The sequence below is a fragment of the Alteromonas sp. ASW11-130 genome, assembly GCF_026183735.1.
Lineage (GTDB): Bacteria > Pseudomonadota > Gammaproteobacteria > Enterobacterales > Alteromonadaceae > Alteromonas.
Genome location: NZ_JAPFRE010000019.1, coordinates 45,803 through 59,745, shown reverse-complemented (window position 1 = coordinate 59,745; position 13,943 = coordinate 45,803). Strand labels below are relative to the sequence as shown.

Genomic DNA, 13,943 nt, shown 5'->3' with positions numbered 1-13,943 from the left:
ATGGTGACGAGGTCATTCAAGACTGGTGGTGCAGCAGCTAAACGTATTTATTATTGCAGCTAGAAAATAGGGTAGGCGCGAGCTATAGAAACGAAAGTGCCTGACTTTACTTAGTTATTGTCCGACGTAGGGAAAAGATATTTAGATAGCGAGATCATGATAGTGCCTAATTGAATTACGGTAGCACCAATTAATGACATCACTACCTTCTCATTAACGATGCGATCTTCGACACTCGCTTCTCCAGCGTAGATTAAGGATATGTCTACTATCAGGAGAATGATGAGAAACCCCAGTACGAACAGATTGGCTTTTCTAAATAAATTTAAAATGTCTTCAGCAGCGTTTTTCCTTAATTCTGCTTCATTACGTAATATCTCAACGGCGGCTTCACGCTCGACCCTTTTTATGGCAGCGTCATTTGTGACTGCATCCTCCAAACCCATTGACTCGGTTGGTTTATCTTTTTTCTGGCGTTGGTCGGGTGACGGTGCTGAATCAGTTTCAGCACCGGATTTAGTCGCTTCATGCTTCGCCTGGACGGTCTCTTTCAGCGTGGATTTTTGTGCAGAAGTCGTCTCTTCCTGTTTACCGTCCGGCATCCCTGATATCCCTTAAGAATCTAGTCGTAATAGTACTCTGTCCTGATTTTTTCTTTCAAAGACAACGGAGTTATCGTTGTCAGCTTCATTAGCCAAAAGAATAGATAACTTAATCGCTTTGCGAATAACGTCAGAATTTGATGTGGTCCCAAAAACTTCCTTTAGTCTTTCTAGTTGCTGGTTGGTGTTCTCGTCCAAATCCACTGTTTTACGTGAACCAGCCCGATTACGTTGAATAGCCATAAAAACCTCCAAAACGTGCAACACGGCTAAACTGGTATGTTTAGCCTAGTACTAATTATATATAGCCAATGGATACATTTCACAACATTTTTGTTTAAAAGTTCATTGCTTCTTCTTTAAAATTTCAAGACATTTTACACGTTTTGGTCGCCGAATTTATTTACTCATAAATTTCATAGGGTTAGGGGAGTAGCTACCCCACTGTCGCATTCCTTATTTTCCTGTCCCCATGCATAAATGAAAAAAATATCATCTTCAGCGTTCGGCTTCATTCTCCCTTTTATAAGCCATCCTTATGCCATAGTGGATGATTAACATGGGGCACTTAGCTAACGTCAATCGCGTAAATGTACAAAGCAACCGTCCGCATTATTGCATAGGACCTGGTGCTGGGAGTTACGTTCCTCGGACGTAAATTTACTAATGTCGTTGCCACGGTTAAAACGTGAGAGCGGGTTGTCTTGTAAAGGGGCGTTCAGAATAAGAATGCTCAAGGGATCTACAGATATTTATGAAACGGGGGATTAATTAGTAGCCTTGCATGGGAGCAAAAAAATGACTCTGATAATGACAAAGTTTTTAGCTGCCTGTGTTTTGGACAACGGGGCGGTAACAAGTGGCGTCCCTAAAATGGGAGATAAATAAACTCACATTATGGTGATGAACGGGCGAAATTTCGCTACCGTGCGCTCCGATCCAACAGCAAATTTTTTGACAGTGTACAAAGTATATAGAACCTTAAAGCACTCCATTTTAGATCGGATAGGTGATGGGGGGTATTTACTTGCCCTGATTAGAAGGCCAGCAGGGAATATTTGTTTTCACGTTCGCAGCAAATGAAGGTTGATATGGGGGAAGCGTCACGAGGAATGCGGGAGGTAGGGGGCGATTCTACAAACTGTAAATTTGTGCAAGCTCCTGTTAGCGCTTCGGGGAAAGCCATAAGTGCAACTCAAGAACAATGCTCCGTCACTGCCAATGACAATCTTCTCCAATACATTAAAAAAGCGCGGGTGGTTTCCACTATTGAATATACACTGGTAGACTAATTTTTATCACCTATGCACATCAGAATACAATACTATGGCAGCCAAAGGAGAACCGTCTCCTTCACAATTGGAATTTTTCGAGGTACCCAGCCCCTGTATTGGTGTGTGTCAGTCAGGGCCGCGAGGCTTTTGTTTAGGCTGTTTCAGAAGCCGTGAGGAACGCCTATACTGGCTAAAAATTGATGATGCTACCAAAAGAAAAATTATCGCCGCTTGTCACAGAAGAAAAAAGGCAGCGCAGCGAAGTAATCAACAGAGTTCGAGTGTCGCTGAACCTATACCCTCACAATATGATTTGTTTGGAAAAGATAAAGATAAATAACAAAGCAAATACACGTGGTTAACGGTACTCAGTTATAACTCAGCATACTGCAAAGTAACGTAAAAGAGCTGCGATTTAAAACATGCCTGATATAATTTTAAGATTCTTTCGAAGTGGTGTTGAATATGTCTCTAACTAAGTATGTTACCTATGCGTCGCAATCGTTTACCCTGCCTGACATTTGCTTGCGTATTCGCGATATACTCGATGATCATCGCTCAGATGCAGATGATATTGCTAAATTAATTAGTGTAGACCCCTCGCTAACGGCTAAGATTCTACGACTGGCCAACAGTGCGTTATTTCGTTTTCCCTCACAAATTGGTTCAATTTCAAAAGCTGTCAATGTGATTGGTGGCGAAGCACTATATAATCTGGTGGTGGCCGAGACAGCCAATACCGCGTTTGCAAAATTCGACTCACCGTTAGTTAATCAGGATCAGCATTGGCGTAATTCAGTCTATTGTGGAATGGTAGCCAAGTACCTGGCAAAAAATTGTCGTATTCGGGGGATTGAACGTTTCTTTGTGATGGGTATTTTGCAGAACTTAAGTGAATTGGTTATAGCAAAATGTTCTCCTGATAAATATGAAAACTATCTTAATGATGATAGCGATTTGTTACCATGGGAAAAACAATTAAATCACTTTAAGTTCACCTTTGCTCAATGTAGTGGCACTATTATGGAAAGCTGGAGGTTACCTCTTGCACTCTATTTCCCGGTTATCCACTTACATGATAAAAAACAGAAAGTGGCGGACGCTGAGATTGCCGTTTTAGCAGTAGCGGTAAGAACTATGTTCAATGAACAGCAGCAGGAAGAAGACAATAAAATAGAATTTCTCCCTCCTGAGCTGGAAAAGATAATAACGATTCAACAGGATACGTTGGACGATGCTATCCATTATTCTCGCAGAGAGACAGATATGATTGCATCATTGGTAAGATAATAATTTTCACGGAACGATTTTTTGTGCGCTAAATATTAGATTAGACCATTATTATGCAAAATTCGTTTGCCATCCGTTTGATGGTGTTCATGTTGTTATTTCTTTGCGTGCATAGCCATGCTCAAGCAAAAAAAGAGCGTAGCTTAATTAGTACGCTCTATCACCCCGACGTTATCCCTGATGTAGATGAAGAAGCGCCGCATTTTACCCTCGACGGTCAATTAGGGGTCTTATTTGCCACAGGTAATTCTGCTTCTACCTCCATCAAAGGGGGGATAGTTTCTGAACATGAAACGCGCTGGTGGAGTAATCGTTACTTCGGTGAATTACTTTATAAAGAAAGCGAAAAAGGTAAAGAAGGCGAAAAAGAGCGAGAAGTGACAGCAGAGCGTTTGTACGGTTATGCTCAATTCGATTATAAATTGAACCATCGAGACCGTCGCCTGTTTATTTATGGCGACTATGAGAATGATGAATTTAACGGTTTTCATTATCGGTCTTCAATAGCCGCTGGCTGGTCGCATCAACTCCTGCAAAATGAAGTCAATGAGTTTCGATACAGTGTAGGGCCTGGCTACTCGTTTGTTTCAGTCGAGGAAGAAACCGAAACATCTATTAACAATGGCTTTATCGCAAGAGCATCCGCCGAGTACCGCTACTTTTGGACCACCGGGGCAAAATTTCGACAATTTGGCAGTATTGAGGCGGGCAGTCATAACATTAAAACGCGTTCTGAAACCTCTGTCACTGCTAATATATTTAGTTCGTTAGCCTTAAAATTTGCGGTTACGCTTACCCATGAAACAAACACCCCTGAGGATGTGGCCGAATTGAACACCGAATCTTCAATTTCACTTATTTACCGGTTCTTCTAAAATAGAGGGTAGAGACCTGTACGGTTTTGATTTGTTTAATTAAACGTCGAATGAATGTCTGATCCAGTGAATGGGTGAACTTTTTTATTCGCATGAAGATATAAACGCAATAACACTCAACGTTAAAAAAAATTAATGGTAGGAACACATTGATGAAACGAAGTTTATTAGCCGTGGCGATAGTAGGGTCGTTGGCTACGAATATAGCAATCGCACAACAAGATAAGAAGCCCTTTACCATGGAAGGCGGCGTAGGAGGCATCTATACTACCGGTAATACTGAAACCACGTCCCTAAGTGCATCATTAGTGGCGCACCAGGAGTTGCCTGAGTGGAGTAACGATTACAACATCGAAGGGTTGTATAAAAAAGAAACCGTTCAAAATGACGAGGGCGAAGATGAAGAGCGCACCTCAGCGGAAAAACTGTTTGCATCGTCTCAGGCGAACTACAAATTAACTAACCCTGATTACCGTGTATTTGGTTTCGCCTCGTACGAACAAGATAAACTCAGTAATTACGAGTACCAAACGACGCTTGCGGTGGGCTGGAACCACAAGTTGTGGGAAACGGACAAAATGTCTTTCGAATACTCAGTCGGTCCGGGTTACGCATGGGCTGAGACGCAAGAAGGGGAACAGCAAGATGGTCCTATCGTGCGTGCATCGGCGGCTTACCAATGGTTAATCTCAGAGACTGCTAAATTTACGCAAACCGTCAGTACGGAAGTGGGTGAAGACAATACGAAATCTCGGGCTGAGACTGCTGTTTCTGCCACAATCAGTGGCAATTTGTCGTTGAAAGTAGCACTAAAATTGGACCATAACAGCGATGTTGATCCAGGTATTGAAAAACTGGATACGGAAACATCAATTACGTTAGTTTATAGTTTCTTTTAAGAGCTAGCTTGTCTAACAAGGGCCTCACCCGAGGCCTTTTTAATGCACTGCACTTCCCGAAAGTATAGCGTCACACCAGGATCTCGCGCTTTGAATATCTTCGCAAAACTTCCACTTCAGGTACGTGCAAAGCTTAAAAATCGATTCTAACTGATAGCGTGCAAGTGCACGACACTCAGCTTCTTGGAACACAATTGCAATGGCAACGAGGTTTTTACGCGTCCTATCTTGAAACGATTTTAATAGCTCTTCCAAAGCCTCAGGCGTATAAGCACATTCATTCTTTAGTACTGCAATTTCTCCCCACGGTGAGCCGCTCAGCTCATTTATGACTTTGGGCAGGTCGCGCTTGAGTGCAATAATCGTTTCTCTGTTGAATGGTCCACTGGCAGTAACGTATAAGATGTTACTGTCTTTTTTTAGTTCATAGTTACCATGGGCCCAAAACATGCGGTACCTCCAAAATTGGTCGAACAGTGTGTTACCAATTCGCAATTAATTGTGATTAATACGGCGAAAGAAGAATGAATCTGCTCACTATGTATTGATGAAGGAAAGCATTCGTCCTTTAAAACACGATAGCGCAGAGTAGCTGCAATCCAGTTATTATCCTTAGGACGTGGCTGTGTTAACTGTTTGACCTGCGCAAATTTCGTCTGATTCAGCCCATTACCCCCTCCCCAAAAGTCTCTTCAAATATTGAAAAATCTTCGCTAGGGGAGCACTCACAATTGGGAATTAATAGTAAATATGGAGAAATCCGTCTTTACGACCACTGTGAAGCGCTTATGACGGAAGAATTTAAGAAAATTTAATACTAAGCTCTTTGACGCTTTTTTTAATTACCCCAAAACTGCAAAAGCATTGAAAATCGAATACGTGGGCTGAGCAAAATACCAATAAATGGAATGAAATCTCGTGCAGCCTACGCCCCACGAGAGGTCGACGATTAATGTAAGATCCGCGTTTTGATCGTACCATCGATTTGTTGTAACTCGTTAAATGCGTCATAACCTTTATCGGCTTCTACATCCACTACTACATAACCAATTTCAGCACTGGTTTGCAGGTACTGAGCTTCAATATTGATTCCTTTTTGGGCAAAAATCTGGTTGATTTGCGTTAACACCCCTGGACGATTCGCGTGAATGTGCAGAATACGGCAACTGCCAGGATGATCAGGTAAGGCAACCTGGGGGAAGTTAACTGCAGAAAGGGTTGAGCCATTATCGCTGTATTTAGCGAGTTTACCTGCTACTTCGATGCCAATATTTTGCTGAGCTTCCTGTGTACTTCCGCCCACATGAGGCGTAAGGATTACATTGTCAAATTCACGTAAGGGCGATTCAAACTCTTCAGTATTTGATTTTGGTTCGACGGGAAACACATCCAAGGCCGCACCACTGATATGTCCATTTTTCAAGGCCGCCACTAATGCGTTAATATCAATGACCGTTCCCCGCGACGCATTAATTAAAATACTGTTTTTGCGCATTTTGCGTAGTTGGGTTTCGCCAATCATGTTTTTCGTTTGCAGGGTTTCAGGCACATGCAGGGTTACCACATCTGAAGTTTCCAGCAACTTATCAAGTGATTTAACTTGCGTTGAATTACCTAATACCAATTTGTCTTCGATATCAAAAAACTGTACACGCATGCCTAAGTGTTCTGCCAGAACACTTAATTGAGTACCGATATGGCCGTAGCCGATAATACCCAATGTTTTACCTCGCGCCTCAAACGCGCCGTCAGCCGTTTTGTCCCACTCGCCCCGATGGGCTTTGGCATTTTTTTGCGGAATTTTTCTAAGTAGTAAAATAATTTGGCCCAGCACCAATTCCGCTACTGATCGGGTATTGGAAAAAGGGGCATTAAATACTGGTATGCCTTTAGCTTGCGTGGCAACCAAGTCTACTTGATTGGTACCTATACAAAAGCAGCCTATCGCTACGAGTTTATTGGCTGCATCGACAACAGCTTCTGTAATCTGTGTTCGTGAGCGCAAACCAATAAAGTGGACATCTTTCACTTTATCTATCAGTTCAGCTTCCGGTAGCGACGTTTTTAAATATTCAATGTTACTGTAGCCATTGCTTTGAAAGGTTTCTACAGCACTGGGATGGACACCTTCCAACAGCAATATCTTGATTTTATCTTTAGGTAACGAAACTTTACTCATGGTCGCTTCTCAAACTGAAGTTAAAAAGACATCTGGACGTCTGGGAAGGCAAACTTAGCAAAATCGGGGGCAGAGTGAAAGCGAAATTGCACGCTGCCCCCAAAATTGTGTTAATCGAGGGTTTTTACACCTGAATCAGCCGCACATAGGACTATGTCAGCCCCGCGCAATGCAAATATGCCGTTTGTGACTACCCCAGCAATGTTATTGATTTGGGCTTCTAGTTCCCTTGGATTTAAAATTTCCAGATTGTGCACATCAAGAATGACATTGCCATTATCGGTAACCACACCTTCGCGATAGACGGGGTCACCGCCCAGCTTAACAAGTTCACGGGCCACATATGAACGTGCCATTGGGATAACCTCGACAGGCAGGGGAAATTTGCCTAATACACCTACTCGCTTGGAATCATCGACGATACACACAAATTTCTTGGCCACGGCGGCGACAATTTTTTCCTGTGTTAACGCAGCGCCCCCACCTTTAATCATATGTTTATGCTCAGTTACTTCATCAGCGCCATCGATATACACTGATAACTGATCCACCGAATTAAGGTCGAATACGTCAATTCCCAATTTTTTCATACGCTCAGTGGAGGCTGTAGAACTGGAAACCGCGCCTTCAATGTTATGTTTTATTTTGGCGAGAGCATCAATGAAATAGTTTACGGTGGAGCCAGTTCCCACTCCAACAATAGCATCTTGCTCTACATATTTAATTGCAGCTTCGGCGACGGCTTTTTTCTTGTCGTTTTGTTCCATATTTATTCCAGTGAATTATTAGGTTGAATAATTTGTGTGGGAGTAATAATAGCATCCAACGGGACATCCCATGGCTGGATTGGCAAAGAATCGGTCTGCTGGCAATCATGAGCAATACCTATTAATTTAGGACGTAGGGGGGAGTGACAAACATTCGCCAACGTGCGGTCATAAAATCCCCCTCCCATACCTAATCTATTGGCCTCTTTATCAAACCCAACCAGGGGCATAAAAATTACATCATGGTGGACAGTCAACCGAATTGCCTGACATTCAAGCGCCGGTTCTGCAATACCAAAGCGATTTTTCCGCATGACGGTTTGGTCAGTGTAGTTCAGCATTAACAAATGCTTTTTGGTAAAAGGATGAAGAACGGGGAGTGACGTCGCAATATTGTATTGCCAACAATACATGATAAGCGGTGTTAAATCGGGTTCGCCATCGTTGGCCAGATATAGCGCGGCGCGTTTTATCGACGCGGGAATAAAAAGTTTAATTTGGTCGAGAATAGCCGCGGCGGCGTTTTTTTGCTGTTGCGCACTCAGCGCATTTCTGGCATTACGAAAGTAACGTCTGAGTGTATTGCGGCTTTCCATTGTACTCATTGCTATGATACGTCCCTATCTGCATGTACCACTCGCCATGTTAGCGAGTGGCAAGGGAAAGCAAGTGTTTATCTTGCGTAAGTGTCGATAAACAACTGTTCCAGTTTGGCATGATCAACATCGGTGGCAACTTTTATTTTGTTCGCCTCTGTCCACAGCGGGCTGGCGGTCGTGCCTTCAGGGGCAACAATAGTTTGGCCGCGATTAAGAGCATCGGTTGAAACGCGCACATTGCCCTCGGTTAACTCAAACAACTCAGGTTGAATAAGGTGAGCTAATGGAAAGGCATCATGAAAGAAGCAAACGCGATCATCTCGATTAGCGGAATAGAAATCGGCGTAAAACTTTGACGAATCAAACACAAAGCCACCAAGTTTCTCATTCTTTGCTTTTAATGTTTCCATAAAAGACGGTTTGAATGGAACAGCGTTAGTCACGTCCAGCCCAAACATGGTTAAATTCCATTCAGCTGCCAATACGATTTCTGCGGCGTGAGGGTCGTTCCAGATATTCGCTTCGGCAACAGGAGTGACATTACCCCGGACAAAAGCGGCGCCACCCATAATGCTGACACCTTTTACTAATTTTGGTAGCTCTGGTTCCAAACGTAAAGCCAGCGCTAGATTGCCCAGGGGGCCTATAGCGACGAGCGTAATTTCACCGGGGTACTGACGAGCCATGTCAACGATGAACTGAGCTGAACTTCTGGGATCTAATTCGCGCTTTGATGCGGGAAAATCGATGTTACCAAATCCATCGTCGCCATGGACAAAATGCGCGTAGGTCGACTCCGGGCCAACCCACGGCATGCCTACACCTTTAGTAACAGGAATATCCTGCTCGGCCAGTTCACAAAGAGTAAGTGCGTTACGTGCTGCCATTTCAACAGGAACATTGCCGAACACGGTAGTCAGGCCAAGCACTTCGATATCTGGAGCCTGAAAGGCAAAAAAGATTGCCATTGCATCATCAATGCCCGGATCGGTATCCAAAATAATTTTATGACTCATAAATCCAATTTTCGCTCTTTTATCAAGTTTGGGAGTTGTCTAAGCTTTAGCTTATCGGCTGTGTTTAGCAAGAAAACGGTCGACTTCTTTTTCTTCTGGAATCGACTGGGCTGCACCTTCGCGGGTTACAGCAATAGCAGAAGCGGCACAACCCCGAATAAGGGCTTTTTTAGCGTCAGCATGATCAGCATAAGCTGACAAGAAATAACCGATAAAGCAATCTCCCGCTGCTGTGGTATCAATTGCATCTACTGAAAATGCTCTAACATCAATACGCTCACCGTTTTGCAGCATTACAACGCCGACTTTGCCAAGTGTCACTATGACTTTGGCGTGGGACCAGTTTTCGGTGAAGTGCGTGAGAATGGCATCAATCTCATCTTCACCGGTAATGGCCGCAGCTTCCGTTTCATTCACAATTAATAGGTCAATACAGTTGTAGGGTAATGCCTTTACCGATTCGCTCATGGGGGCAGGGTTAAAGGCCACTTTTAAACCTTGCTTCTTCGCCTGTCGCATTGCTTCTTCAATACAACTGGTTTCGTTCTGCATTATCACCCAGTCGGTTGATTTGGCATCGTCCAATGCGTGATTAACCATGTTTTCAGTGATGGTTTGATTGGCCCCCCCAAACAATACAATTGCATTTTCGCCACTAGGGGTAACTTGAATAATGGCATGGCCAGAAGGCGTATCAGTGCATTTTACATACCGACAATCTACACCTTTACGGATGAGTGTTTGCTTAAAGGAGGCGTCATTTTCGTGAATGCAACCCACGTGTTTGACATTTGCGCCAGCCATTGCCAGGGCGATGGATTGATTTGCCCCTTTACCGCCCAGCAAGGTTTGATAGTGATTCGAGGCTAGGGTTTCACCCGGGTTAACAAAGTGATCAACCTGATAAACGTGATCGATATTGATCGACCCGAAATTTATTATTGCCATTTCTGTATCCATCGAAAGAGGGCGCCTCCCAGAATGCCGCTGTCCATTTTCGCCCGTGAACCGAAAGGATCACGGCGGAAGTTTATTCGTTACCGCAGGCTTCTCGATACGAGTCGAGCTTGCACAATAGTAACGAGGTCAACTTCCTTATATAAAAGCATCGGCCAGGGACATGAATGAACTGGCAAACATCCCAGGAGGCATTGTTATTATAAAAAAGCAGTACAGAGTATAACAAACGTTGGCAGAGTTGAAGTAGATCTACCGTTAATATGTACTAAATTAAACTTTCACTACACCGGTTGACGTTTTTTCAAGCGAATAATGTATCGAGAAAGTTTATCATTGTTTCGATGCTTGCTAAAACTGGGTTTTGCACCCATGTTTTGTTAGCATGGTGGAAAAATTTTGGGACTAAATGTGTGAATAATCAGCTCAATTACGATGGGGTAACAAACTTGTTATCTCAACACGGAGTGATAGTCGATGGAGCAGAAGTACACGGTATTCTATGTGGAATGTTGTGTGGTGGTATGTCCTTAACGGATCGTAAATGGATGAATGTGCTGAGCGATACCATCAATCAGGGAGAAGACTTCAATCGGGAAACGCAGCAATGCCTGAACGATTTATTTAATCAGGCTTGTGAACAACTGCTGGAATCAGAATATGCACTGCAACTTTTACTGCCTGATGATCAGTCCCCCATAAACGATCGTGGTATGGCAATTATTAATTGGGTCCAAGGGTTTATGCTAGGATTTGGCCTGTTTCAGCAGGATCTGGTTCCGTGTTCAGACGAAGTGCGTGAAGCTTTGGAAGATTTTGCCAACATTGCGCAAATGGAAGAACCTATGTCCGAAGATGATGAGTCTGAAAAGGCGCTGTACGAAGTGATAGAATATGTCAAAATTTCTGCACTATTATGTTATAGCGAACTGGGCAAAACGTTATTAGACGATCATCCAGAAAAACCTTCATTGCATTAAACAGGCAACATTGTGATAACGCAGCAAGAATTTACTTCCCGTCAGGACAGGCTACTTGCCCAATGTCCTCCAGATAGTGTGTGTGTGATCCCATCTTCCACACTGGTTACGCGCAGCCGCGATACAGAATATAAGTTTCGCCAAAACAGTTACTTTTGGTATCTGACCGGTTTTGCCGAACCTGACAGCGTGTTATTGCTATCTAATCATTCCCGTCATCCTTCAGCGTACCGGGCAATGGTTTGTCAAGCTAAAGATGAACATGCTGAAGTGTGGCATGGAAGGCGACTAGGAGCTCAGCAAGCGCTAGGTCAATTTGATTTAGATGAAGCATATGAAAATGACCAACTCGATACCATTTTAGATGAGTGGTTAGACGGACACTCACATGTATTCTTCCCATTGGGCGAAGAGGCATGGGCAGAGAAGCAGGTGATGGAATCATTCCAACGTTTGCGAAACAACCCACGTAAGTTTTTAGTACCTCAGCATTTAAGTGATCCACGTCCATTGTTAGATGAAATGCGGGTGTTCAAATCGGCCGCTGAAATTGCCACGATGAAGGCCGCTGCCAAGATGACCAGTGAAGCCCATTGCCGTGCGATGCAATTTGCCCGTCCCGGTTGCTACGAATACCAGTTGGCTGCTGAAATACACCATCATATTGCAATGGCCGGAGCCCATTATCCCGCCTACGGCACTATTGTAGGAAGTGGTGAAAACGCCTGCATTCTTCATTACACCGAGAATACCGATCTGATCGAAGATGGTAATTTGGTGCTAATTGACGCAGGTGCCGAATATCAAGGTTACGCAGCTGATATTACGCGAACCTTTCCGGTCTCCGGTAAGTTCACGGAGGCTCAGGCCAAAGTTTACCAAATAGTTCTTAAAGCGCAGGAGGCGGCAATAGATTTATTGAAGCCAGGCGTAACGCTTACTCAGGCGAACGAAGCAAGCAGTAAAATTTTGATAGCCGGGCTAATTGAACTGGGTATTTTAAACGGTACGGTTGAAGAGAATCTGGAAAATCAGGCTTATCGCGCTTTTTATATGCATGGACTAGGGCATTTCTTAGGGTTGGATGTTCATGATGTGGGTGTGTACAAAATTGATGGTGAAGATAGGCCCCTTAAACCCGGGATGGTATTAACCATCGAACCGGGACTTTATTTACCCAATCACGAGACGGTGCCCGAAGACTACCGGGGCATTGGCGTGCGGATTGAAGATAATATTGTCATTACCGCGCAAGGAACAGAAATCCTTACCGCTAGCGTACCCAAATCCATCGCTGACATTGAAGCATTGATGAGTAACTAACGTATGACAGATACGGATATCGTTATCATAGGCGGTGGGATTGCAGGACTTACCGTTGCTAAGGGGATTGTTGAACAAACTGATTTCTCGGTGACGTTAATTGACAGTAAGCTCGAGGCTAATATGCGTCGGCCTGTAGATTTTGATGCGCGCGTGATTGCTTTAGCCAAACGCTCAGTTGAAGAGATTAGGCGTTGGGGCGTCACTTTACCTGAGTCCGTCGCAATCAAGCATATTGAAGTAAGTGATAAAGGGGCAGCCGGGCTTTGCGAATTAAGTGCTGACAAATTTGGACTAACCGAATTCGGCGAAGTGGTTGCACTCCAACGCTTGGGCGAAGCGTTGTTTTCGTCGCTACAAACTTCCCGGTTAAAACGCATAACAACGTCTGTTGAAAACATCTCAGTAAGTCAGAATAACCACCAATTGCATTTAGCGAATAAAAGCTCACTAAATTGCAAGCTGGTTATAATAGCCGATGGAGGACGTTCATCAGTTTCCCAGAGTTTAGGGTTTAGCTATCAGCAAACGGCATACCAACAAACGGCCATCATTTGCAATGTGAAAATGTCTGAAAGGCATGAAAACAAAGCATTTGAACGGTTTACTGCAAACGGACCACTCGCTTTTTTACCTTTTACATCGTCCCCGCAGGAGAATACAAAGAACGAATATTCCGTGGTGTGGACGATTGCCAAGGATCAAGCAGATCGTTTACTAAACTTATCTGATGGGCATTTTATTCAGCAGCTACAAAAGGCATTTGGTTATCGCAAAGGACGAATTTTAACAGTGGGTAAAAAAGATGCTTTCCCACTGGCGCTACGCCATGCTGATAGGCTCATTCAACATCGAAGTGTGGTGGTGGGTAACGCAGCACAAACCCTTCATCCAATTGCAGGCCAAGGTTTTAACTTAGGCGTACGCGACGCGGTTTCTCTTGTTGATGCGCTAAAGCCAGTGGCAGATCCTGGCGCGTTCGACGCCCTCAATATCTACCAACAAACTCGTAAAGCTGACCGTTCAAATACCATCGGCCTGACAGATTCACTGGTGACATTATTTTCTACATCGTTGGCGCCTTTGCGGATTGCTCGAAACATAGGTTTATTGGGCATGAATGTAAGTCATTCGGTGCAGTCACAGTTTGTTAAACAAACTACTGGGTTCAATTAAAAGGTT

Annotated in this window: 16 protein-coding genes and 1 other RNA gene; 8 read left to right on the top strand and 9 right to left on the bottom strand. The window is 43.8% G+C overall.

All coding sequences use genetic code 11. From position 1 onward, the window contains the following. Positions 1 to 110: 110 nt before the first annotated feature. Entirely contained in the window at positions 111 to 602 is a 492-nt protein-coding gene (locus OPS28_RS07220) for a hypothetical protein (RefSeq protein ID WP_265608783.1), read from the bottom strand. A gap of 12 nt (positions 603 to 614) precedes the next feature. Beyond that, complete coding sequence (locus tag OPS28_RS07215) at positions 615 to 845, bottom strand: hypothetical protein (RefSeq protein ID WP_265608782.1); 231 nt, start codon at positions 843 to 845, stop codon at positions 615 to 617. Positions 846 to 1,660: 815 nt separating this feature from the next. Between OPS28_RS07215 and OPS28_RS07210 the strand changes: the two genes are divergently transcribed. The 5 genes from OPS28_RS07210 (at position 1,661) to OPS28_RS07190 (ending at position 4,940) form a co-directional block, all read left to right on the top strand. Then, complete coding sequence (locus OPS28_RS07210; RefSeq protein WP_265608781.1) at positions 1,661 to 1,894, top strand: hypothetical protein; 234 nt, start codon at positions 1,661 to 1,663, stop codon at positions 1,892 to 1,894. Positions 1,895 to 1,928: 34 nt separating this feature from the next. Beyond that, a complete protein-coding gene (locus OPS28_RS07205) occupies positions 1,929 to 2,216 on the top strand; it encodes a DUF1289 domain-containing protein (protein WP_265608780.1) in 288 nt (95 codons plus the stop codon). 125 nt (positions 2,217 to 2,341) lie between these two features. Next, positions 2,342 to 3,166 (top strand): HDOD domain-containing protein, encoded by an 825-nt coding sequence (locus OPS28_RS07200; RefSeq protein WP_265608779.1) that lies wholly within the window; start codon positions 2,342 to 2,344, stop codon positions 3,164 to 3,166. Positions 3,167 to 3,219: 53 nt separating this feature from the next. Then, entirely contained in the window at positions 3,220 to 4,041 is an 822-nt protein-coding gene (locus OPS28_RS07195) for a DUF481 domain-containing protein (RefSeq protein ID WP_265608778.1), read from the top strand. A 152-nt stretch (positions 4,042 to 4,193) separates the two neighbouring features. Beyond that, complete coding sequence (locus OPS28_RS07190; protein ID WP_265608777.1) at positions 4,194 to 4,940, top strand: DUF481 domain-containing protein; 747 nt, start codon at positions 4,194 to 4,196, stop codon at positions 4,938 to 4,940. Between the two features lie 39 nt (positions 4,941 to 4,979). Here the strand turns inward: OPS28_RS07190 and OPS28_RS07185 are convergent, their stop codons facing one another. From OPS28_RS07185 to ssrS, 7 genes are all read right to left on the bottom strand, one after another. Then, entirely contained in the window at positions 4,980 to 5,390 is a 411-nt protein-coding gene (locus tag OPS28_RS07185; RefSeq protein ID WP_265608776.1) for a hypothetical protein, read from the bottom strand. Between the two features lie 499 nt (positions 5,391 to 5,889). After that, positions 5,890 to 7,119, bottom strand: a complete 1,230-nt coding sequence (serA, locus tag OPS28_RS07180) for a phosphoglycerate dehydrogenase (protein ID WP_265608775.1) — start codon at positions 7,117 to 7,119, stop codon at positions 5,890 to 5,892. A gap of 110 nt (positions 7,120 to 7,229) precedes the next feature. Then, the gene (gene rpiA / locus OPS28_RS07175; RefSeq protein ID WP_265608774.1) at positions 7,230 to 7,886 is read right to left on the bottom strand and encodes a ribose-5-phosphate isomerase RpiA; all 657 of its coding nucleotides are present in this window, start codon (positions 7,884 to 7,886) and stop codon (positions 7,230 to 7,232) included. Positions 7,887 to 7,888: 2 nt separating this feature from the next. After that, entirely contained in the window at positions 7,889 to 8,491 is a 603-nt protein-coding gene (locus OPS28_RS07170) for a 5-formyltetrahydrofolate cyclo-ligase (RefSeq protein WP_265608773.1), read from the bottom strand. A gap of 68 nt (positions 8,492 to 8,559) precedes the next feature. Further along, positions 8,560 to 9,501, bottom strand: a complete 942-nt coding sequence (locus OPS28_RS07165; RefSeq protein WP_265608772.1) for a nucleoside hydrolase — start codon at positions 9,499 to 9,501, stop codon at positions 8,560 to 8,562. Positions 9,502 to 9,552: 51 nt separating this feature from the next. Next, positions 9,553 to 10,449: a ribokinase gene (locus tag OPS28_RS07160; protein ID WP_265608771.1), complete on the bottom strand. Its 897-nt coding sequence runs from the start codon at positions 10,447 to 10,449 to the stop codon at positions 9,553 to 9,555. A 21-nt stretch (positions 10,450 to 10,470) separates the two neighbouring features. Continuing rightward, a non-coding RNA gene (gene ssrS / locus OPS28_RS07155) (6S RNA) lies at positions 10,471 to 10,652 on the bottom strand. Positions 10,653 to 10,871: 219 nt separating this feature from the next. Here ssrS and OPS28_RS07150 point away from each other — a divergent pair. From OPS28_RS07150 to ubiH, 3 genes are read left to right on the top strand one after another with little or no spacing between them, the layout of a single operon-like run. Beyond that, complete coding sequence (locus OPS28_RS07150) at positions 10,872 to 11,438, top strand: UPF0149 family protein (protein ID WP_265608770.1); 567 nt, start codon at positions 10,872 to 10,874, stop codon at positions 11,436 to 11,438. A 12-nt stretch (positions 11,439 to 11,450) separates the two neighbouring features. After that, positions 11,451 to 12,761 carry a Xaa-Pro aminopeptidase gene (gene pepP, locus OPS28_RS07145; RefSeq protein WP_265608769.1) on the top strand — a complete coding sequence of 437 codons (1,311 nt, stop codon included), beginning with the start codon at positions 11,451 to 11,453 and terminating at the stop codon, positions 12,759 to 12,761. 3 nt (positions 12,762 to 12,764) lie between these two features. Beyond that, positions 12,765 to 13,937, top strand: a complete 1,173-nt coding sequence (gene ubiH / locus OPS28_RS07140; protein WP_265608768.1) for a 2-octaprenyl-6-methoxyphenyl hydroxylase — start codon at positions 12,765 to 12,767, stop codon at positions 13,935 to 13,937. Positions 13,938 to 13,943 lie beyond the last annotated feature (6 nt).